Genomic DNA, 22,164 nt, shown 5'->3' on the forward strand with positions numbered 1-22,164 from the left:
GGGCGAGCGGGACGCTGAGGTCTGCTCGTAGACATAAAAAATCCGACCAAAGCGCGGGCATTGGTCGGATTGGGGAATTTACATGAGAGGAGGTTTGATCAGCTGCGGCGACGACGGAAGCCGGCCAGGAGCGCGGTGCCCGCTCCCAAGAGAAGAGCGTAGGTCGAAGGCTCGGGAATGGCGCTGGTGGTGAGCACGATATTGTTGCCGTTGAGGGAGACCGTGCCGTCGATGCCGCTGCCGCCGATGTTCGAGACGGCGAAAGACGTGAAGGTGCCGGTGACGCTGGTGTTTTCGAACAACGTGTAGGATTGGCCGCTGGCGAAACCGGTTCCCGTGGTGAGGCTGAAATCGGCGGCGTCGAGAACGTTGGTGCCGAGCGTGAGGGAACTGGCGACGATCTTGTCGAACGCGGTGCCGAGCGTGAAGACGAAGGCGGCGGTGTTGTTGGCAGCGGCGGAGATATCGAGGCCGCCGCTGAAGGTCAGGGTCGCTGTGGAGTTGGAACCAGCGGAGAGCTTGGAACCGGCTGCGAATGTGGTCGCACCACCGATGGTGCCGGATCCGCCGAGGAGTGCGCCCGAGTTCACGGTGACGAGTGAGCCGGAAGCGAGGCTGCCGTTGACGATGAGAGAGGCGTTGCTGTTGACGGTGGTGGCACCGGTGTAGGTGTTGATGCCAGAGAGTGTCACGGTGAGAGGGGCCCCGACGTTCGAATTAATGGTAAAGGCCAGCTTCTTGGTTGAATCACTAGCGTTGTCGCTGAGGGCTCCGGTGACGGACATCGAGCGCGTGCGAGTGAGGCCGGTGTTGGCTGAAGTGAGAGTGAAGGTTGTGGTCGTTCCGGTGGCAACGCTGTCGCCTACAGAGACGGTTGAGAAAGTGGCGGAGCCGTCGGTTCGGGTGCCGCCTCCCTTGGAGTTAGAAATGATTGCATTGCCTGTAAGTGTCGTCGCACCAAAGCTGACGGTGCCGTTGCTTACGTTACTACCGGTTCCGATCGACAAAGTTTGGGCTCCGATGGACAGTGCGCCGACGGTGAACGTCGGGCCGGTCGACGCCATATCAATGGTAGAGTTAGCGGTAACGAGCAGGTTGTTGGTGAGGTTGGCGCGAGGTGTGAACGTGCCGCCGTTGAGGTTGATTACATTGGTTCCGAGCGATCCGGCGGTGTTGGTGGTAAGTATTCCGGAATTGATGCTGATACCGCCGCTGAACGTATTGGCGGCGTTATTGATCGTAAAAGAACTGCTGCCATTACCGCCGGCCAAAACCAGTCCGTTGGTCCCCGTGAGCAGGCTCGTGATGGTCGTGGAAACCGATGCCGCATTGGTGAGCGTGGGCGTCGCGCCGGAAAGATTCAGCGTGCCGCCGGTAACAATGTAGCCGGTGGTGTTAAAGTTAAGGGCGTTGGCGGCAATCGTAGTGCCGCCAATGGTCACCGTGCCGGCGGTGCCGCCGAAAGTGGCGGTGTGCGTGCCGTCATTGCCCCAAACGGTGTCGGCTCCGGCCAAGGACCAGATCGCGCTGCCGGTATCCCAAGCGCCCGTGCCGCCTGAAGGGGTGGCGGGCGTAAGACCGGGATCGAACGAGTAGATGGCGGCATTCGACACAACGGGCCACAGGAGGGTGGCAACAACGATGGGCAGGAGCTTCTTTTTGGTAATCATAGGTGGGCGGATTTGGGCTTTTGCCTGCGTGCGCATAATCCACGGCAAGGCGGGCGTATGAACGGAGAGGTATAACCGCAGAAAACCGTCGATGCGGATGTCTCGCAAGCGCACCAAAACCTTAACAGTTAGGTTGAATCTGTTCCGGGGTGTCTCAAGGTGTGCGCAGTCCGCTTTCGTTTACCCTTCCAACAATGGCCTCCGAGAAATCAGTTCGCATCAAAGACATCGCCGACCGTCTGGGGCTTTCGATGATGAGTGTGTCCGTTGCGCTGCGCGGTATGCCGGGTGTTTCAGAAAAAACGCGCAAGGCGGTGAAGGCGTGTGCGGCCAAACTCGGTTACCGGCCGGACCCGGCGCTTTCGGCGCTGGCGGATTATCGGCGGCGTGTGCGACCGACCATGTCATTCGCCCAGTTGGCGTTTGTGACAGATTATCCTGTGAAGGATGATCCGTTCTGGGGCTACACGAACGAGTTTTTATACGGTGCCCAGAAACGCGGACAGGAATATGGTTATAACGTGGTGCCGTTCTGGCTGCGCGAAGGCGGGATGACCCGCAAGCAGGCGAGTTCGGTGCTGTTCAATCGTGGTATCAAGGGACTGCTCATCGCTCCGCTGCCGGTTGAAGACGGACATCTCGATGATCTCACCTGGAAATATTTTGCGGCGGTCGCGATCGGGCCTTCGATGGCGAGCCCTCAGCTGGATCATGCAGTCTTTGATCATCATCACGCCACGCAGACGGTTTTGCGCCAACTGCATGAACGTGGCTATCGACGCATCGGCTTCTTGATCCTCCGACGCCGGAGCACGCGCGTGCATCATATGCCGCTGGATGCGTATTTGGGCCACCAATACAGGCATGAAGAGGATCGGCGCATTGAACCTTATTTGCCCGAGGCACTCACGGCGGAAGGATTCTGGCGGTGGTTTGATGATCAGAAGCCTGATGTTATCGTGACGGATGCCCCGCAGGATATTCCCCGGTTGCTTGCTCAACGGGGTCTAAAATCTCCCCTCGATGTGGGGTTGGTGTGCGTGTCCGGTCAGGCGAACGAATTGGAAGGAGTTTCTGCCATCATTCAGGATCTTAAAGCTATCGGGGCGGCAGCGATGGACCGGTTGCACACCAACTTGCTGCGGCATGCCTATGGCCCGCCGCAGCACGCGCACGGATCACATATCCGGGGGCATTGGCAGGAAGGTATGACGCTTAAAAAATAGACCCGGCTGCGTCAGAAAGAGATCGGTTTCGCGATGGTCATGAGGGCTGGCGATGAAGTTTGTTCGAACATAAGCACGAGAATTGGGCGACGTTTGATGGTTTGGGTTTCATGAATGTCCGTGGTGGGGCATCAATCGGCTACTTCATAACCCGGTTGCGATGATGTGCCGCGAAGGCGGAGCGTTGCTCACTAGCGCAGTGCTTCATTCCCCATTCTCAGCCGGTTTCTCTCATTACCATGAACCCGCTTCCGCATACATTTCACCCGTCATTGACGCGCTCTTCCGTTTATCGGGCTACCGTCAACTCGCTACCGCTCGACGTGCTGTCGCATTCTGCGGCGGATCATACCACGTTTGAATGCGACGGTGCGGTGACCGTTGAGCTTGAGGTCGCAGGACTGGCTGGCGAGGCGATCACGGTGCGGCCGCTACGGCTGGGGATTGAGGCAAAAGTGCAGGGCAGCCGCGTCCGCTTCACGGTTTCAGAGCCGCAGAATCTCCAGATCGAAATCGCGGGAAAGCCGTTGCTTTACGTGTATGCATTGCCCCCGGCCGAGCAGCCGCCATCCGGTGCGAACGTGCTTCGTTTTGAGGGCGGTAAAATTCACAACGTCGGGTTGATCGTGCTTGGCGAGGGCCAGACCTGCTGGATCGATGCGGGTGCGGTGGTGCGCGGCAGCATTCGCGCTGCGGGTGTGTCCGGCGTGCGAATCGGCGGCTACGGCATTCTGGATGGTGGCTACTGGGTCGATTTGGAAAATCGCCGGCGCAAGGCGATGGTGCTCGATCATTGCACCCAGTCCCGTGTCGAAACGATTTTGATGGTGAGCCCTTGTCATTGGATGGTGGTGCTCGGGGCGTGCGAGGATATCACGGTGACCGGAATCCGGCAGATCGCCGACGACATGAGCTCCGACGGCATTGATATCGCCGGATCGAAACGCGTGCGCGTGACCGGCTGCTGTCTGCATAACGGCGACGACAACATTGCGATCAAGGCGATCGGCAACACCTCTGGCGAAGACGAACGCGTTCCGCTCGGGTTTCCCGACGAACATTGGAAGGGAACCGTGGAAGACGTGGTCGTGTCCGGCTGTGTTTTTTATAACATACATGGCGGCTCAGCGATGGAGATCGGCTACGAGACGAGCACCGACCACATCCGTAACATCCGCTTCGAGGATATCGACGTGCTGGCGGTTCACCAATTCGGCTCGGTCTTTGGCATTCACAATGGCGACCGTGCGATGGTCGAAAATGTCGTGTGGGATAATATTCGCGTGGAGCATCACTTCGATACGCTGATTGATTTTCGGGTGCTGCAGTCACGCTGGAACGTGGACGCGAAGCGCGGTGGCGTGCGGAACATCACGCTGAGCAACATCCAGGTGGCGCAGAGCCCCTACAACGCAGGCTACACGGTGAGCATCATCAGCGGTTTCAATGCAGCGCACCCGGTGACGAATGTGACGTTCGAAAACTTCGAGCTCGGCGGACGCATGATGCTCAACGCCGACGACTTGGATCTGGTTACGCGTCATGCCCACGAAATCACGTTCCGCCGCTCGCCGGATGCGGTGATGGCGAAGCGCGTAGTCGGCGTGTCTGCGGTGGCGGGTGTGGTATGAGGCCTGCGGACGGCGTGGCCATGCCCTTCTGGGCGCCGGCTGTTTTTTTAATAGGGGGCATGTGCGTGTTGCCGACGGCGACTTGATATAAGGCACCGTAAAATTGTTCGAACGAATTGCTGGCATTGTGTGGACAAGGCCCTCTGTGCCGTTGTGCGCGGGGGCGGGGTTTTCAGTTTGGGGGCTAGTTAAACAGTCCCCGTCAGTAGCCCTTACCCCGTCATCCCCATGCAAAAAACAGGCCTCTTTGTGCCCTCGTTCGCCTCTTTGGCGTCCTCGCGTCTAACCCGAAAAAGTTTCGCTTTCGCGCTCACGCTGATTGCGTTTGCGCACTTGCCGGTAGCTCAAGCGGCGTCCTTTTACTGGGACAGCGATGCGACTGGCTCTGGCAACGATGCCATTGCTGGAACGGGTTTGGGTAGCACGGGTAATTGGAATAATTCCCTCTCGGGCACACCGCTTGTGAATTGGTGGTCGGGCAGCGGCACCACCGATCAGACGTGGGTCAATGCCGGCAATAATACTGCGGTTTTCTCGGGCACGGCGGGCACGGTTTCACTCACAGATAATATCACCGCTGGCGGCCTGCTGTTTAATACCACCGGTTACACGATCAACACCGGTGCCAATACGCTCACGTTTGCGACTGGTTCCACGATCACGCTGAACAACATCGCCGCTGCGGCCATCACGGGCAATGTGTCTGGTTCGGGTGCGGTTACGCTCACTCGCAGCACCGGCACGGCAGGCATCTTGACGCTCAATGGCACGTCCACCGGCGGCTGGTCGGGCGCCACCACCCTTTCGAACGGAGCGGGTTTGACCCTTTCCGGGAGCAATCAGGCGCTGCTGAATACCAGTGGCATCGATCTCGGTGGCAATATCACCTTGGTGAACACTTCGCTTGCGGAAGCTGGTCTCAATCGCATCTCCGACACCGCAGCCATAACCTCCACCGGCGGCACATTCACGGTGACCAACACCGTTGCCGCGGCCACGCCTTATGCGGAAACCGTCGGAGCGGTCGGCGTTACATCGGGCAAACTGAATGTCGTCTCCACCAACGCCAACACCGGCGGCACTCAAGTGCTCACTCTCGGTGGCCTCACTCAATCGGGCACTGGCACCGTAGCCTTCAGCGCGGGTGGTGGACTGAATACCTCCACCAATCGTATCAATGTCACCGGCGCGACCCAAACTCCCGCAGGCCAGATCATCGGGCCTTGGGCATCTATTGGCCTGTCGGCCACGAATCAAACGAACTACGCCGCCTATGATGCGGCAGGAAACATCGTCAGTGCGGGCATCACTGGTTCCGCCGAGACCACGTGGACGACCCCGGCCAATACCTATGGCGTGACCGGCGGCACGACCCTGACGGCCAATCGTTCGGTCAACGCGTTGCTGGCGACCGGTGGTGCCCAGACGCTCGCACTGAACGGTTTTAATTTGGACACAAATGGCATCATGAATGGCGGCACGGGCCTGCTTACGATTTCAGGCACGGGTTCGATTCGTCAGCAAGGCACCGCCGCGGGTAATCTTTACATCAATGCCGGAAGCGGCAGTGGCACCATCACGATCAGCTCCATCATCGCCAACAACACCGGGGCGCTCTCGTTGGTGAAAAGCGGTTCGGGCACCGTGACGATCACCGGAGCCAACACGTTTACCGGCGATACCATTGTGCAGGAGGGCACGTTGCTCGTTTCGGGAACCACCGTTACCCGGGGCAATATATTTGTCGGATCTTTGGGGGGCGGTGCTGCGGCTGTTTACGGAGCCTCCAATACCAACACATGGTTTAATGGCAGCAACACGACCAATGCCACGGTTTACAGCAATGGAACTCTCAACATCGTGAATGTGCCCGGCGGGCATCTCAATAACTTGACGGTGATTGGTGGCACAGTGGCTTCCGCATTCGGCTGGGTGTCCGGAGCGATCAACATGACCGGAGGAAGCATTACAGGTAATCTGTTTGGTTTGAACAGCGCGGTGACGACCAATGCGAGTTCGGCAACCGCCCTCATTTCTGCCAATGTCAGCACCAACTTCAATTCCTTCACCATTGCCGATGGCGAGGCGGCGATCGACCTCAACGTCACGGGTGTGAAAAGCCAGTCATCGCTTACCAAGTTGGGTGCCGGCGTGATGGCCTTGAGTGGGGCGAATACTTTCTCCGGCACCACGACGGTGAGCGCGGGAACATTACTCCTTCGCAACAGCCTGGCCCTGCAAAACAGCCCGGTAATCACCGGCGGCACCGGCATTGCATTTGATTCCTCTGTCTCTTCGCGTGCGTTCACCTTCGGTGGCCTCGCCGGCAGCACGAACCTTTCGCTCTTGGACAACGCCGCCAACGCCGTTGCTTTGACCCTTAAGGTCGGCTCTACCGCCCGCAGCTACTCGGGCGTTCTGAGTGGAGCGGGCAGTCTGACCAAGAGTGGCACGGGTGTCCAAACGCTGACCGGTTTGAATACCTACACGGGCGGCACGAACGTCACCGCCGGCACTTTGGTGTATGGCAATAGCTTCACGATGAGTGGCATTAATACAGTCACCGTCGCGGCGGCAGGTGTGGCGGGCACCGACTACGCGACGGTTGGCAGCACCGCGGGCACACTGACATTTGGTGGCACGCTGGGTATCAATGTCACCGCGTCTCTATCGGGTGGTGAATCCTTTACCTTGTTTTCCAAGAGCGGTAGCGGCGCACTTGCCGGAGATTTCGGAAACACGGCCGGCAACGTCAGCATCACGGGCACCTACGCCGCTTCCCTGACAAACGATGGTTCCGGTATCTGGACCGGCACCGATACCAATGGCAGCGGGCTTAGCTTCACGTTCTCCGCATCCGGTCTGAACGCCGGTCTGCTGACGGTGTCGGCCGTTCCCGAGCCTTCTACCTATGCGGCGATCTGCGGTGTGCTGGCTCTGGCTGGTGCGACCTTGCAGCGCCGTCGTTCGGTTCGTCGCTAAACTTTAGAGCCGCTAAGCCGGCTTCTGATCTGCAACCGTCTCCGGGGTTCTATCCTCGGGGGCGTTTTTGCTTAGATGTGTGGAGGTGGGCTGCGCTGAACCCGAAGCTCCGAATCGGAATGGCACCTGGAAGATCTGTGCGCGCCATCGCGGCGTGAAGCCGCTCCTGCTTTTCAACAGGCTTGTTTAGTCTGCGCAACCAGCTTCCAGCTGAGCGTGTAAAAACTCCGCTTTCGCGGGTGGGTTTTTGGCTTCGGCAGGGAAATCGAACAGACGCCAGCGGACGGTCCATTCGCGGGTTTCGCCTTTGGTCAGGAACCAGGTCGGACTCAGAGCTTCGAGTTCATAGGTGCCGGTTTTCGCATCCATGAACGCTTCAAGACTGCAGGCGTCCAAGTATAGTTCGTTGGCGAAGTAGGGGATGCTTTGCCAAAAGGCCGAGCGTCCGCTCACCAAGGCGATCCAGCGGCCGTAGGTGCCGACCTTCATCGAATCGTTCTTGGGCGGGAGGACTTGGAGGATGCGGGTGCCGGGAAACAGAGATGCGTTGGGCGGAGTAGTGAAATCCGCGCCCGACCACGTCCGGTAAGGTTTGTAGCCGTCGTGTTTCACGCGCGCATCGGATTCCATGAGCATGTAATCGCCCGCGCGCACGCCGGTGACGGTCCATACATGGATAGGGAACTTGCTCTCAGCCACCCGCTCGACGCGATAAGTATGAAGCACCTCGGTGGTTTTGCCGACGAGCTCGATGCGATGGGTCACTTGCAGACCCAACTCGGGGCTGATGCCGCTGCGCATTTCGAGAGTCGTGGCGGTTTTGGAAATCAACTCCCACGGTTTGCCATCGATGATCGGATCGAAGCCGTTGTTGCGGTAGATCTGATAATTGAGGGTCTGTGACGTGGGCCACATGCGATCACCGCCCCAAGGATTCCAGTTCCAGCCGGGTTTGGGAACTTCGTCGAAAATCACCAGCCAGTTGGGTTCACCCGAGCGTTGATAAGACGTGATCCGTCCGACGCGAAGCGCGACATCGAGGGAAACCGCGCCGTTGTTGAGCGTCTCAACGGAACCGAGTTGAACAAACTCGGCGCGCACACACCCACACAGAATCGCTCCCAATAAAACAAATTTTAACCAACGCATCATAGCTCTATTTTTGGTGATACGCTCCTAGGGCGCACGTTAACGGCAGAAGCTATTAACATATCATAAATCGGGATGGTTGCGATGGTAGCAGGTGGGGCGGGCAATGACGTCGGCTTACAAGTCACCTTTGTCTGCCGCAATGACTACGTTATATTAAAGCCGGACGATTTCCGTGACTATCGCGTGCCATTCAAGGCCACAGTCGGCGATTTTTCCCGAGGCACGTGATCGAATACGTTGGTGATGTTTACATCGACAGGGTTGGGCAGTTCCTCGGTGGGGACTACGTCTGTCATGACGATGGTGGACCTCGCATTGGGAAGAATTCCCTGCGGACAACTGACACGCAAAATCCATCCGTCCGGCTCATGCAGGGCGACCTTGAAGCGGACGGATCCGCGCTTGGAGGGATAGGCGAATACTTGGGATTGGCCTGATGAAAGCTGGGCGGTTTCGGCTTCCAGCTGAACCGCAGCATGGCGTCTTGAGAAATTGAATACGCGAACAGTTCTAGCGGGATGCGCCTCCCACGAATCATCTACCACAATTGCCTTTGTCTGGCTGGTGTCGGAGGCGCCGGCTGGGGACGACATGACGATAAGATAAGGTCCGCCTTTGCCGAGGCGGGCGTCAGTCACGGGCACGCGACGCGGTTTGCCGCCCGGTTCGGTCGCGGGAATCTCCCGATAGAAGGAAACCAGGCCGCTCGCGGGGCTTTCATAGGGAATGGACAGACCGGAGCCGCCGGCTGCGACTGATACGGGTTTGCCGGGAGCAAGGTCGTAAAAGATTCCCGACACCGTTGCGCCAATGGCAATCATGCGAAATACCACCGGCTGCTCGTCCGGTTGCTTGGCTTGCGCCAGGGTGAAGCCGAGCACGAGACTGACGACCAACGCCAGCCGTTGGATTAAATGTCGTTTGAGGAAAGCCATCGGAAGGAAATGATTTTGAATTTGCGGCCGAACTTCAGGTTGGTGGTTTTGGCGGTCGAGGTGGGAAGGGATTCGAGGCTGACTTCGGGGTTAATCGAGGGATCGACGTAATCAGGGATGCGTTGAACGACGGCTTCGCACCATGCGCGGCCCGTGATAACGGGACTGGTTGAGGTGGAGTTAAGGTGGTCGCGAACTTCGCCGTAGGTGCGAACAACGAAGGTGTCGGACCGTGCCGACAGATTGTTGCCGATGGCGGAAAGAACGTCCGCCTGGGTGAGATATTGGGGGGCGAAGGCGGCGACGGAGCTGTAGGGAGCCGTAGTGGTGGGAGCACCCGCGAGGGCACTGCCGGTGGCGAAGGCATTTGGGTAGGTCAATGAGACCAGCGGAGTGTTGAGCGGGTTGGGGGGATTGGGGGCGGTGGCGACGGTGCCATCGTTGATGGCTTCGGCACCAGTGGGCGTGGCGTCGAGCGCGGCTTGAAGGGTGCCCTTGAGCCGCTTGTCATTTGTCAGAGGGAAGGCGCCATTGTCGGAAAGCCTGCGGTTTACGAAATCGCCCAGTGAAACGAAGGGGCCGCGGCGGCGGATTTCCTCGACGATATTTTTGGCGAATCGGGCGATCTGTTCATCGCTCAGTCTGCGATAACCCTGCCATACACTGGCGGTGGAATTTGTCGTGGGTTTAGAGAAACGAGAAAAGACGGCTTTGTTATGAGCTGTGCCGCCTGTATTGGCTCCCGTCGGATCGTATGAAAGCTGGTTGTTGCCTCCCAAGACCGCCCGCCAAGCCTGTTCCGACGTGGAGTTGATATTCAAACCGCCGGCAATGAGCAGGTGCGCGGCTGCCTTGTCCGCATCGCGCATCGTGGCGGGAGCAACGGTGGAGTCGCCGTAGAGGACATGGCGTGGATTGGGAAGAACGAGGGGGAGCGCTGTGCCGGGAGTTATGCTGGCTTCTGCAAGGGTGCCGGTGCCGCGGTTGGGAATGGTCGAGACGAAATATCGATCCCAGAGTGCGCGATTGTTCAGCCAGGACTGATCGTAGAAAGCGGTGTAGGTCCCGTCCGCATAGGCAGAGCTGTTTGTGCTGGCCAGGCGCACTACGGATCCGGGCACGCCGGAAAACGGAGTCGCCCCGATGCTGTTACCGATCGAGTATGAGGAGGACGCTGCGAACCATCCGAGATTCGCGTGTTGCAGTTGGCCGATGGCGAGGAGTGGCAGGGTCTCCGGGCGAAACTCAAAAAGCGTGGAGTCCACCATGGTGGTGCTGCGCAGGCTGTCTCCGGACGAAGTGATTACGAGACTGCCGGTATCGTCGAGATTGATGGGGGGCCAGGTCGTAACGACGTAGTCCGCGCCCGTGAAATTGGATATGCTGCTGATCTTGGTGTTGGTGGTCGTGAATCCGCGTGGATTATTTTGCGCGATCCAGCGTGAGTCCGAGTCTTTGAAACGCGCTTTCACATGCATGCGCCAAGCGGGGTTGTCGGCTGGGGAAAGTTGTCCGGGCGACTGGAGCAAACCGCGCCATTTCCCTATGTCGGCAGGGGTGGGGGCGTCGCTTGCGTTGAGTTGGGTTTGAGCGAGCGGATCGCTGGGGAATCCGAGGTTAGGACCAAACGGAGCGTGGGGATAAGAGGTCGGAGTGAGCCAGCTCATGACTTGATACCATTGCCGGCTGACCACGTTGCCGCTGGCCGTATAGAAAGGAGTGTTGCCGGTGGGTTTGGCCAAGCCGGTGGTTACCGCGCCCAAGTAAGCTTGTTGGCTGCCGTTGCCACCCCAGTTAAAATTCGTGCCATATGTCGGGTCCAAGGACGAGAAGTAGGTCACCATCGTCGGCTTGCTGACATAGGTGTTACGGGAGCCATTTCCGTTTACGCCTACACGATAGGTGCCGCCTGCAGCCGGAACCGGGGGATTGCCAATGATCAAAGAGGAGGGCAGGTAGGCGCAGTTCAGCGGGTTGAATTCATTGGTGAGAACCAACGATGAACTAGCCGGTGTGTAGTTGCCTGAACTGTCCAAGGTGAAGACAAGGCTTTTGCCCGCGGGGATGCCACCGGTGTTATCGATAATGAATCGGAAGTAAGGATCGCCGCTACCGTTGCCGTATCGGAGATCTTTTACCTCGAGCACATCGCTGCTGCTCCATGCGAAGTTGGTGGCAACGCTGCCGGCGTGACCCTGGAGTTCAACTTGACTGTATTCAGGACGCTGGATGCCGACCTCGTATTTGGCCGGAAGCATGTCGGTGGTATACGGATTCCAAAGCACGACCATCGGGTAGACCCCTAGGGCAATACGTTGTCCATTTGCGTCTCCTTCAGGAGCCAGATAGCGAAAGCCCAGCAACGCATAAGACATGATGGGGGATATACCCACATTGGTGGGAACAGGACGGCTATACGCCGGGATCTTGGTCATGGTGGGCACGCGGGGTGTCAGACCTTGATTGCTCGTCAGATCGCCAATGGGCGCCCAGGTTTGAGCGAACGAGCGGAGCTGACCCCAAGTGGGCAGACCGTATTCATTGCTGGGGTCGGACGGCGTGCTGGGTTCGGGGGTGAAAAGGAATGCCGTATCGGCGGGGGTGGTCGCTCCTGTCGCAAGCACTGCCGAGAGATCCTTTTTTAAGCCGCCGGCATAGGTGTCGGAAAGAAGTGAAAGCGACGTGCCAGTGAGATCGTGGAATCGATATTTTACTGCGGTATTAAGCGCGGCCATATTGACAGGATTGATCAGAAGAAGCTGATTCGTGTTCAGGACTTCCTTTAGCATGTTTGAAGCGGGGTCGTAGGCGCTGCCGATTAAGTCGGCGGTCGTAAAGGCAGCGGTGCTTCCCGCAGGGTTTTTACCATCAATGAGCTCTATTGCGGTGCGTTGCGTAGAGACAAAAGAAAGAGGGGCCTGCGCTGCGGACGGCTTGGGAAGATTGATTCGTGCTTTGGTGCCCTCGTCACCTATCCACCAAGCATAAGCCCCTACGGCAACATCAGTGGCGCTGCCGCCTGGGACGATATCTTTGGGCACGGAAACATCTACCAGGGGCGCCACCACGTAATCACGGGAATCGATAACCGAATTAGGGCCCACTAAAATACGTGCGGGGAGATTTTTTACCTTGGCGTCGGTCGCGAGCGCGGTGCCGCCGCCTAAAACTACGGGATCTGTCGGGGTAAACGTGATGCCGGTGCCTTTGGTGGTAATTTGACCGCTGGTCGCCGCTACGAAGGTGGTGGTTTCATTGCCGCTCACCAGCCAGTTAAGCAGACGGGCTTGGGAGCCTTTTGTAACATAGGGATCGCCGGTGTTAGCGGCATAATAATTAGCAAGGTTGGTTTGGATTTCCGTTGGCGTTTCGTCGTATTTGTTGGGATTGCCAAATCCACCCACGGGAACGCCGTTGCCGAAGGCGCCGGTCCAGCGGCCGCTGGGAGTCGTGTAGGCCGGAGTCGTGGTATCTGCGATGTCTGAGCGTGCCGTGGTGCGTTGGTCGGGGCCGGCGTGTTTTTGGAGTTGGCCGATGGCGATGTTCAGCGCCATGAGGGCGTTTTGGCGGGCTTGGGCTATGTTTTGGTTGTTGCTTGCGACTTGGGTTTCTACACGGGTCAGCGAGGCAAGGGAAACGAGCAGCAGCACCAGAAACGCGAGTAGCGTGATCGTGATGATCAGGGCGAAGCCCTTGGAGTGGGTTTTGGCAGATAGCTGCATGGGGAGCGTGCGTAAAGTGGGGCGGGGTTTCTGGCCAAGGTGTGAACCTGACTAAAAACGGGGTATGGGCAGACACTGTCCTGCGGAGGAGCGGAGTGTCAGGTTATTCTCCGAGGACAAAAAATTTCTTGAGGGATTCGTTTAAACAATCTGCGCAGGCCGGTTGCGGCTGGACGGCCTGCGCAGGTGGGGTGGGGGATGATTCCGGCGTTTGTGGGGTGATGAGGTTTTTGGAAACAAGGAGCCGTTTTTGGTGCGTCATAGCTCGCGGCGTTTATTGGAATCGCGGCTTAAAGCCGCGCCTGCATTCAGACCTTCGACCAGTCGAACACGGCGCCGGTGTAGACTTCCTTTTGCGTGGCGAGGCCTTCGTAAACGGCGTGGCAGTCGGCCGGGCTTGCGAGGTGCGTGAGCAGCGGATCGATGCTGAGCTTGTTGCGCGAGAGCAGGCGGAGGAGCTGTTGAATGTTGTTTTCGATCGAGTGTTTGTAGAGGCCTTGCGGATGGGCGAGGGTGGGGAAACGCCATTCAAGCGCGCCTTTCACGGCGGCGGCTCCGAGGGCGAGGTGGATGCCACTCAGGAAAGCGGTGACCTCGGCGGTGTAGGGTGCGCGTGGGCTGCCCAGCAGAACGATCTCGCTCTGGACGCCCGCGACTTTGGGGGCGGAGTCTAGGGCGACGGCGGAAAGTCCGGTGGCTTCGATGACGGCAGCGCACATGCGACCACCCGTGATCGCGGCAACCTGCTCCTTCAAGTCGGAGCCGCCGGCGAGCACGTGCGGGATGCCGCAGGCTTTGGCTTGTTCGCGACGGCGGGGCGACGGGTCGATGGCGATGACTTCGCAACCGGCCAGGCCGAAGAGTTGGGCGGAGAGATTGCCGACGAGACCGAGACCGATCACGGCGACGAAATCGCCGAGCTCGGCTTCGGAGACGCGCGAGGCGGCGATGGAGATGGCGGCCATGCGTGCGAAGACGGCTTTGACAGGATCCAGACCCTCGGGAACAGGAACGGCCATGTGGTCGGTGTAGGTGTGCTTGGCGTGTTTGCCGAAGGTGAGCACGCGCTGACCGATGCTCACATTTTTGGCTTCGGGACCATGGGCTATCACGCGACCGACCGAGCCGTAGCCGGGGCAGTGCGGCAGGGGAGCCCAACCTTCGATGCCGGCGCGGCAGGCCAGCTCGGTGCCGGCGCTGACGATGCTGTATTCGGTCTCGATGATGATATCGGTCGGCTTGACGATTTCAGGCATCGGGAACGACTGAAGCTCGGCACGGCCGGCTTCGGGAAACATGACGCGGAAGGAGGTCTTATTCATGGGAGGAAAAAAGGGGGCTGGCGTTGCTCAGTAACGGGTGGTCTGGCTCGTGATCGGGAAATCGTCGGTGCGGAACGGCGATGCGGGGAAGCCGGCGCCGTTGTAGAGGTTGCACGTCGGGTTACCGGCCCAGGCGTAGCGCACGGCGACGGGGGCCGTCACCTGTGCGGATGAAACAATGACTTGGTTGCCCTCGATTTTCGCCTCGGCCCAGACCCACTTGCGATCGGCGCCGCAGATGGCGAAACCTTCGAGCGCTCCGGGGTTGTTGCGCACGATTGGAGCCGTTGCGCCGGTCGCCGAGTCCACGCTGTAAGTCGCAGGCAGCGCCTTCGCGACAAGGCCGCCGTCGGTCTGCTTGAAGGCGAGGCGGATTTTGCCGCCGTCGATTTTTGCGGCTTGGAAAACGGGGCCGGAAAACGGGACGGACTGGCCGTAGGTTTGTGCGAGGGCGATGGCGGCGAGGCGGGCGCCGACGTCGGCTTTGTTCTGCGGGTGAACGTTGTTGGCATCACCGACGTCGATGAGCACGGCCTGGCCGGTGTTGGCCACGGCGAGGGTGAGGGATTGGGATTCGCGCAACTCGGCCCAGTTGGCATCGCCCGGCATCGGTTGCTTGCCGGTCATGTTGGCGAGCTGGCAGAACAGGAACGGGAAATCGCCCTGACCCCAGCGCGTGCGCCAGTCTTTGATGAGGAGCGGGAAGGCGGTGCGATACTGGTAGGCGCGGCCGACGTTGCTCTCGCCCTGATACCAGACGACGCCTTTGAGCGCGTAAGGAATGAGCGGGTGAATCATCGAGTTGTAGAGACGACTCGGGCCCTGCCATGACCACGGCTCGGAGCCGGGATTCACGGGCATCGTGGCTTTTTCGGCTTCCGAAAGAGCGGGCAGGGCGAACTCGGTTTTCTGTTCCCAACCGCCGGCACCGGCCTGGAGTTTGCCGAGGTTGATGGCTGCGGGAACGTGAACATCACCGGAGGCGTTGAAGATACGGATGGCGATCACCGCTTCGCCGGCGGTGACCTGCGCGGCGGGAATCGTGTGACGGCGGTCGCCACGCGTCTTGGCCGCTTGTTCAAGCGAAGTAGAGCTGACGAGCGTGCCGTTCCAGTAAACCTCGTCGGTGCCGCGCTGCCATTCGCTCAATGAAATGCTCAGGTTCTTGCCGGCTTGTTCGGGCGATACCTGCACGGTGCGGCGGAGCCAGATCGCGCCCGGGGCGCCGAGCTTGCCGGGAATGACGGCGGGCTTCCAACCGTCGGCTGAGGACGGAACACCCGAGTAAGGATGATCTTTGCGACCGGTGGTCTCCAACCAGTCGGGGTAGCCGAGCACGTAGGTGCGAAGGCGGCGTGAATAGGTGCGGAGATCGGATTCGGCTTTTTCGGCACCGGCTTTCAACTCGGGATCGGAGTCGAGAGCTTCTTTGCTGGTCCAGGTTTCGACGGGGGTGCCGCCCCACGAAGAATGAATGACGCCGACAGGGGCCTTGAGCGCGCGCTGAACATTTTTGCCGAAGTAATAACCGACGGCGGTGAGGCCGGCTGACGTCTCGGGCGAGGCCAGAACCCATTTGCCATTGAAGCCGGTGATCGGGGTGGCGGACTCGTTCTTGGTGACGGTGAAAATGCGGAGGAGCGGATTGGCCGAGGCGGCGATTTCGGCGGCGGCGTTGTTGGTGCTTTTGAGCGTCCACTCCATGTTGGACTGGCCGGAGGCGAGCCACACTTCGCCGACAACGACGTCGGCAATGGTCAGCGTGTTCTTGCCCTGCACGACGAGGCTGAACGGCCCGGGTCCGCTGCGGCTGAGATCGAGCATGGCTTCCCAACGTCCCGTGTCACCCGTGGTGGCGCTTGCCTTGGCGGAGCCAAGGGTGACGGAGATTTTTTCGCCCGGTTCTCCGCGACCCCAGACGGGGACCTTGGCGGATTTTTGCAGCACCGCGTGGTCAGAGAAAATCGCCGGCAACGTGACATCGGCAAAAGCGGTCGAGGTCAGTGCAGCGGGAACGGCGAGCAGGGCAAGGAAACGGGGCAGGCGCATAGGGGTAAAGTTTAACGGCTGGTGCAGAGGCAGGGACGCATCCCTGCCTCGAGGATGACAGATTCTGCAGGCGGTTTATTCCTTGATGACGCAATCGATGATCAAGAAGCCGGCGAGGGCTTCGCCGGCGTATTGAAAGCGGACACCGGAAATGCTGGCGAGCTGGTCGGGCGTCACCTTCAGGCCGGTCAATGAATTGGCGACGGCGATCTTAACCAACTGCGAGCCGGAGGCGGGGGAAGTCTCGAGGACGTTGGCCATGGTGCTGAAGCCGCCATGCACCGTCTCGCCGGTCTTGGTGAGGAAGGTGAGCGCGAGTTGCAGGGGCTGGGCGACGGTGGCGGCGGCGCCCAAGGCGGTTTTACCGGGCTTGAGATTGATCAAGACCTCGCCGGACTTGAGGGCTTTTTCCGAGAGGGCGAAGCCGCTGCCGGCGGTAGAGGTAAGGATGAGTCCGGCGTAAGGCTTGGTGTCGGCGGATACGCTCACCTGCAGAATCGAGGTGCCCTTCTCGGTGCCGGGGATTTCTCCGGTGGTCGGGCCGCTCCAGGCGGAGGCTTTCCAGCCATCGGCGAATCCATCTTTCGGTGAGAACACAGCAAGTTTGCCTTCGGCCATCGCACCCAAAGGAAGCAAGGCGATGACGACGACGGATAGCAGGAGGGAGCGCAGGCGATGGGTGACGGTTTTCATGGGATAAAAATTAAGGGAGGTGACGGTTGCCGGTATCAGCTCAACGCCGGATGCGGCATCGAACGACCGGGCGCGCTGGCACCGGATAAGGAGGTAGGAGACTGACGGGCTTTTTCTAGGGCGGGGGCCAATGCAAGGATAGCGTGGAGTAGGCTGGGTGTTTCCATTCTCGTTCAATCGTTCGAACAAATCTGCGGAAGCGAGTAGTCCGGCTGTGGCGGTGACGAGGGGCGCAATCTCGATGCGCGTGAAGCGGTTGTCTGGCATTCCCGCCGGCCCGGCATCGATGCCCGCAAATTTTGGATACGCCGCAAAACCGGTAAAAGGCTTGTGGGCGCGGCCAAGGAAGGTTTGAGACATCAGTCCATGCCCCCTGGAAATGTAGTGTCCGACGCGATTCTTGTTCTGCGCGAATGGTTGGACGGATCGAAATTCAAGCCGGGCGCACGTCTGCCCTCGGAGCGTTTGCTGGGCCGGCAACTCGGTCTCAAACATAACGCGGTGAACCGCGCGATGGGCCGCCTGATTGCGGAAGGCCTGGTGCAGCGCGAAGGCTATAAATTGTATTATGCCGGGCAGGCTACGCGGGTGTTCACCGCGTTCACGTGCGACCTGATTTTGGGACGACGTTCCATTCATCTTAAGAGTTATCGGAAGCTGGCGAAGGAACTGGAGATGGATCTGCGCATTCATCCCTACGAGTCGGTGGATACGGCGCTGGGGCACATGCAGGCGCTTGATGTGCCGTCCACGGAGTGCGTGTTGTTCGACGCCCCGCACGGTTTCTCGGTTTCGTCCTGGGCCTTGGGCATGGAGCGGTTGCTCGCACATGGGGTTCCCGCGATCAGCATCCGGCAGCAGGCGGGTAAAATTCCGTGTGTTCAGGCGGATTTTACGGGTGCGCTTGAGATGGCGTTTTCCCATCTGCGATCGCTGGGGCATGAAGACGTGGCGTTACTGACGATTGCTCCGCGCGCATCGGTTTCGATTGAGATTCATGACATGTGGTTGTCATTGGCGCGTCAGAAAGGCGGGCGTGAGATGGCCAAGCGCATGGCCTTCTACGATGATGATCGCGAAGATGTGCGCGCCTTCGTTAAGAAGCTCACGGGTGAGTGGAAAAGCGTGACTGCGGTGATTGTGTATTCCGTTTATGAGGCGGTCGCGGCACATTTGGTGGAGGAGCTGACGCGCGTTAAGCGACGGGTGCCGGAGGATATTTCAGTGATTTGCCTGGGTGACTTGCCGTTACTGGCAACGGTGACACCGCCGATCAGCGCGGTGGCATTTGATTTTGCGGCGATGCATGAAATCGCATTTCGACTGGGCCAGCGGCTGGCACGTAGAAAACACATCGCGGGATTGCTGCCTCCCTTCCCGTGTTTGCGCATGGACGCGCATTTGCTCCTGCGGCAGTCCACGGCTCCGACGGCCTCGTTTGTGCCGCCGAAAAAACACAAGGTCACGGAAGCGTCCACGGCCATTTCCTTTGGCAGTCCGGTTGTTAACCCCACTGAGCTGAAGCAAACGTTCAGGGAACTGTTAAAGCGTCCTTATGGGCTGGTGATCACCACGGAGGCGTCGCGTTTCACGGCAATCGATCTGACTCCCTACATGAACCGGAGCCTGCATTACCGGAAGGGATGGCTCGGCGACCTGCCGCTTCCTCATCTGACGGAAGGCCGGCATCTGATCCACGGAGTGCCGTTTAATGTGTTGGGCGGACCGGCGCGCACGGATCGTGGCGCGATTGTTTTTCACTCGGCAACAAATGAAACGGGCAGCGCCCGCGGTTTACCTTCGCGTCTTAAGATACCGATCGGAACGCATGCGGATGCAGTCTATTTTTTGCATGGGTGCGGTTACACGCGATATCTGGCGAATTTCGCGACCTACACGTTTTATGCGGGAAAGAAGCAGCTGGGCAGCGTGCCGTTGATTGCACTTGGACTTCCTCCGCATGATTCGGACGCGGTCCAGTTTCAGCGCGATTTACAGAAGGCGAATATCCAGGACTGGTGGCCTGATTTTCCGCACCACGATTTTACGGCGGCGCGGCAGGCGCCCATCGTTGCCGAACAGGAGGACGGCGTCATTCAACGCTACGCGTATCTTTACACGCTTGAGTGGCGGAATCCTTTTCCGAAGTTGAAGATCACGCATTTAGAGATCACGTCGGATCCCACCCAGCCGACGACCTTGGGGTTGTTGGCCATGTCGATTGTGAGAAAGCGTGATGAGTGACATGAAGGGCCCGCGAGTTCGCTAAATTTTCGAACAAAAATCTGAGAGTTTTAGAAAACGAAACGATATTTTGTGGGCGAGCCTCGTCGGCGTCGGTTCGCCTGGTCAGTTTTTATTTTTATGAAACCAATGATCCCCGATTGGACTGTATGGATGGCTGCGGCTTTGAGTGTGTTGTCAGGCCTGTCCGTCGTGCATGGTGCGGATGTCAGTGCCGACTACACGTGGAAGCCGATGAAGATTGGCGGCGGCGGGTGGGTGACGGGTCTGGATATCAACCCTACGCATAAAGATGTGCGGTATGTGCGAACCGATGTCTCGGGTGCGTATCGTTGGGAAGCGGCGACGTCTTCGTGGCGGCAGGTGGTCACGGCAAGTAGCATGCCCTCGGGATCGGTCGCCTACGGGAAATACAGTGGCGTGGACAGTTTAGTGAGCGCGCCGAGCAAGCCCGACATCGCCTACATGGCGTTTGCGGGGAAGCCCTACGGCGTGGCGGAGGGCAACATCTACAAGAGCGTCAATCGCGGCGACACCTGGACGCCCACCAATTTTGGAGAAAAGAAAGTGGCGATGGAGCCGAACGGTGAAGGCCGGCAGGAAGGCGAGCGATTGGCGGTCGATCCGCTCAACAGTGACGTGGTCTATTACGGGTCGATGTCGGACGGCCTGTGGACGACACGGGATGCGGGTGTTTCCTGGACGCGAGTCGCTGGCCTGCCGACGGGCGCGCCCAATCACGGCGTTAACACGGTGGTCTTCGACCGCGATCCCTCGAATCGCGGATCAAAAACCAAGGTGCTCTATGCGACTGTGGACGGAGAGGGGATTTACCGGAGCGCGGATGCCGGCGAAACATGGCGCAAGATTTCGGATGCAGGCCCAGCCACTGCGGGGCGTCCGCGTGATGCGGAAATCGGACCCGACGGGACTTATTTTGTCGCCTACGACAACGACAAGGGCGCGACGGGGGCTGTCTGGAAATATTCACGCGCCGGCGTGTGGACGGATATCACGCCGACGGGAAAAGAAGGCGGCAGCCAGTCGTATGCGGATCTAGCAGTTGATCCGAACGACGCGCGGCATGTGGTCGTGATGCGCAATGGCGGAAAGGTTTTTGTTTCCAAAGATCAAGGGGCAACTTGGGATTACCACACCTTCCAGCTCACGAGCCCGAACGTGCAATGGCAGGGCGTGCAGGCCAACTACTGGCTTAGCGTGGGCGAGATCGCGTTCGATCCATTTGAACCGGGCAAGCTGTGGTTTGCTGAAGGGTTTGGCGTGTGGTGGGCGAAAGACCTGAGGACGCCGCAGATCGAATGGCACTCGGCGAGCGAGGGAATCGAGGAGATGTGCGGCAATGACGTGATCGCGCCGCCCGGTGGAAAACCGGTCGCTGCCATGTGGGATCTCGGCGCGTTTTATTTTGAGGATGTGGATACCTACACGGCCGTGCGTTCGCAGCCCGGCTTCATGTCGGCTTGGGCGCTCGACTGGTGTGCAGCGGATCCGAAGTTCGTGGTGGGTGTATTCCGCAGTCATCTCGACTTCGTGCCCAAGGCGAATTCCAGTGGTTACTCGACGGATGGTGGTCGCACGTGGACGCGGTTTGAGGCGTTGGAAAACGGGACGGCGCCGAAGGAATTGGAATACGGCGTGATCGCGGTTTCGGCGAACAGCACCGATAAAATCGTGTGGTCACCGGCGCACGAAAAGATGCCGTATTACACGACGGATTGCGGCGTGACGTGGAAGCAATCGTCGTTTGGCGGACCGGCAAAGACCGGATTCAATTCGCATCCCTCTCCGCAGAAACCGTTGTGCGCGGATCGTGTGTTGGCGGATACGTTTTATTTTTATCTGCCGAAAGAAGGCGTCTATCGCTCGACGGATGGCGGCGCGAATTTCGCGAGAGTCGGGAATCCTGTTTCAATGCGTTACAACAGCATCTTGAAATCCACGCCGGGCAAGGCGGGCGACTTGTGGTTTGCCGAAGGAATCGGGGCGGGGCTGTGGCATTCGACGGATGGTGGAGCCACCTGGCGTGCCGCGCCGGGCGTGGAAAAGGCGTTCAATGTCGGACTCGGCAAATCGCAGAAACCGGGAGGTTATCCCTCGGTGTATGTCGCGGGCGTGATGCGCGGCGAGACGGGGATTTTCCGATCCACGGATGAAGGCAAGACGTGGGATAAAATCGGCACGTATCCGCTGGGAATCTTCGACTGGATCGACGGACTCGATGGCGACAAAGACGTCTTTGGCAAAGTCTACGTCGGTTTCGCGGGAGCCGGGTTTTCCTACGGCGCCGTCACAACCAGCGGCGAAAAATAAACTGCGTTTGAAACGCCCGCTTGCAAAAATCAACCACTGGCGGAGAGGGAGGGATTCGAACCCCCGGTTCCTTTCGGAACACCGCATTTCGAGTGCGGCGCGATCGACCACTCTGCCACCTCTCCGGTGTGTGTGGAGCGGCGAACGTAGAAGTCCGTTCACAAAACGGAAGCCGAAAGTTGTCGGCTGCTTCGTATGCCGGCGGAC

12 protein-coding genes and 1 tRNA gene are annotated in these 22,164 nt (G+C 59.1%); 5 read left to right on the top strand and 8 right to left on the bottom strand.

All coding sequences use genetic code 11. From position 1 onward, the window contains the following. Window positions 1-98: 98 nt before the first annotated feature. Window positions 99-1,670, bottom strand: coding sequence for a beta strand repeat-containing protein (locus FPL22_RS14675; RefSeq protein ID WP_162525323.1), 1,572 nt, complete (start codon window positions 1,668-1,670; stop codon window positions 99-101). Window positions 1,671-1,864: 194 nt separating this feature from the next. Here FPL22_RS14675 and FPL22_RS14680 point away from each other — a divergent pair, with 194 nt between their 5' ends. The 3 genes from FPL22_RS14680 (at window position 1,865) to FPL22_RS14690 (ending at window position 7,509) form a co-directional block, all read left to right on the top strand. Next, complete coding sequence (locus tag FPL22_RS14680) at window positions 1,865-2,896, top strand: LacI family DNA-binding transcriptional regulator (protein ID WP_144353739.1); 1,032 nt, start codon at window positions 1,865-1,867, stop codon at window positions 2,894-2,896. Window positions 2,897-3,135: 239 nt separating this feature from the next. Then, window positions 3,136-4,527 carry a glycosyl hydrolase family 28 protein gene (locus FPL22_RS14685; protein WP_144353740.1) on the top strand — a complete coding sequence of 464 codons (1,392 nt, stop codon included), beginning with the start codon at window positions 3,136-3,138 and terminating at the stop codon, window positions 4,525-4,527. A gap of 228 nt (window positions 4,528-4,755) precedes the next feature. Next, window positions 4,756-7,509, top strand: coding sequence for a beta strand repeat-containing protein (locus FPL22_RS14690; protein WP_144353741.1), 2,754 nt, complete (start codon window positions 4,756-4,758; stop codon window positions 7,507-7,509). Window positions 7,510-7,695: 186 nt separating this feature from the next. Here FPL22_RS14690 and FPL22_RS14695 read toward each other — a convergent pair whose 3' ends face one another. The 6 genes from FPL22_RS14695 to FPL22_RS14720 all read right to left on the bottom strand — a co-directional run bounded on the left by FPL22_RS14695 (window position 7,696) and on the right by FPL22_RS14720 (window position 17,382). Further along, window positions 7,696-8,610 (bottom strand): hypothetical protein, encoded by a 915-nt coding sequence (locus tag FPL22_RS14695; RefSeq protein ID WP_144353742.1) that lies wholly within the window; start codon window positions 8,608-8,610, stop codon window positions 7,696-7,698. A 227-nt stretch (window positions 8,611-8,837) separates the two neighbouring features. Then, complete coding sequence (locus tag FPL22_RS14700; protein WP_144353743.1) at window positions 8,838-9,596, bottom strand: hypothetical protein; 759 nt, start codon at window positions 9,594-9,596, stop codon at window positions 8,838-8,840. Next, window positions 9,572-13,318 carry a hypothetical protein gene (locus FPL22_RS14705; RefSeq protein ID WP_144353744.1) on the bottom strand — a complete coding sequence of 1,249 codons (3,747 nt, stop codon included), beginning with the start codon at window positions 13,316-13,318 and terminating at the stop codon, window positions 9,572-9,574. Before FPL22_RS14705 ends, FPL22_RS14700 begins: the two co-directional genes overlap by 25 nt. Window positions 13,319-13,626: 308 nt before the next feature. Then, complete coding sequence (locus tag FPL22_RS14710; RefSeq protein ID WP_144353745.1) at window positions 13,627-14,640, bottom strand: zinc-dependent alcohol dehydrogenase; 1,014 nt, start codon at window positions 14,638-14,640, stop codon at window positions 13,627-13,629. Between the two features lie 27 nt (window positions 14,641-14,667). Then, window positions 14,668-16,689 carry a sialate O-acetylesterase gene (locus FPL22_RS14715; RefSeq protein ID WP_144353746.1) on the bottom strand — a complete coding sequence of 674 codons (2,022 nt, stop codon included), beginning with the start codon at window positions 16,687-16,689 and terminating at the stop codon, window positions 14,668-14,670. A gap of 75 nt (window positions 16,690-16,764) precedes the next feature. Beyond that, entirely contained in the window at window positions 16,765-17,382 is a 618-nt protein-coding gene (locus FPL22_RS14720; protein ID WP_144353747.1) for a hypothetical protein, read from the bottom strand. 366 nt (window positions 17,383-17,748) lie between these two features. On the opposite strand from FPL22_RS14720, the gene FPL22_RS14725 reads away from it, so the two are divergent. Then, entirely contained in the window at window positions 17,749-19,626 is a 1,878-nt protein-coding gene (locus FPL22_RS14725; RefSeq protein ID WP_144353748.1) for a substrate-binding domain-containing protein, read from the top strand. A 120-nt stretch (window positions 19,627-19,746) separates the two neighbouring features. Continuing rightward, window positions 19,747-21,957 carry a WD40/YVTN/BNR-like repeat-containing protein gene (locus FPL22_RS14730; protein WP_144353749.1) on the top strand — a complete coding sequence of 737 codons (2,211 nt, stop codon included), beginning with the start codon at window positions 19,747-19,749 and terminating at the stop codon, window positions 21,955-21,957. A gap of 37 nt (window positions 21,958-21,994) precedes the next feature. Here the strand turns inward: FPL22_RS14730 and FPL22_RS14735 are convergent. After that, window positions 21,995-22,082, bottom strand: a tRNA-Ser gene (locus FPL22_RS14735). Window positions 22,083-22,164: the final 82 nt, after the last annotated feature.

Source organism: Rariglobus hedericola, from assembly GCF_007559335.1.
Classification (GTDB): domain Bacteria; phylum Verrucomicrobiota; class Verrucomicrobiia; order Opitutales; family Opitutaceae; genus Rariglobus; species Rariglobus hedericola.

Coding starts and splice junctions, on each gene's coding strand:
- FPL22_RS14715 (WP_144353746.1), bottom strand. CDS start 16,689: ATGCGCCTGCCCCGTTTCCTTGCCCTGCTCGCCGTTCCCGCTGCACTG.
- FPL22_RS14705 (WP_144353744.1), bottom strand. CDS start 13,318: ATGCAGCTATCTGCCAAAACCCACTCCAAGGGCTTCGCCCTGATCATC.
- FPL22_RS14690 (WP_144353741.1), top strand. CDS start 4,756: ATGCAAAAAACAGGCCTCTTTGTGCCCTCGTTCGCCTCTTTGGCGTCC.
- FPL22_RS14675 (WP_162525323.1), bottom strand. CDS start 1,670: ATGATTACCAAAAAGAAGCTCCTGCCCATCGTTGTTGCCACCCTCCTG.
- FPL22_RS14720 (WP_144353747.1), bottom strand. CDS start 17,382: ATGAAAACCGTCACCCATCGCCTGCGCTCCCTCCTGCTATCCGTCGTC.
- FPL22_RS14685 (WP_144353740.1), top strand. CDS start 3,136: ATGAACCCGCTTCCGCATACATTTCACCCGTCATTGACGCGCTCTTCC.
- FPL22_RS14680 (WP_144353739.1), top strand. CDS start 1,865: ATGGCCTCCGAGAAATCAGTTCGCATCAAAGACATCGCCGACCGTCTG.
- FPL22_RS14730 (WP_144353749.1), top strand. CDS start 19,747: ATGAAACCAATGATCCCCGATTGGACTGTATGGATGGCTGCGGCTTTG.
- FPL22_RS14725 (WP_144353748.1), top strand. CDS start 17,749: ATGCCCCCTGGAAATGTAGTGTCCGACGCGATTCTTGTTCTGCGCGAA.
- FPL22_RS14710 (WP_144353745.1), bottom strand. CDS start 14,640: ATGAATAAGACCTCCTTCCGCGTCATGTTTCCCGAAGCCGGCCGTGCC.
- FPL22_RS14700 (WP_144353743.1), bottom strand. CDS start 9,596: ATGGCTTTCCTCAAACGACATTTAATCCAACGGCTGGCGTTGGTCGTC.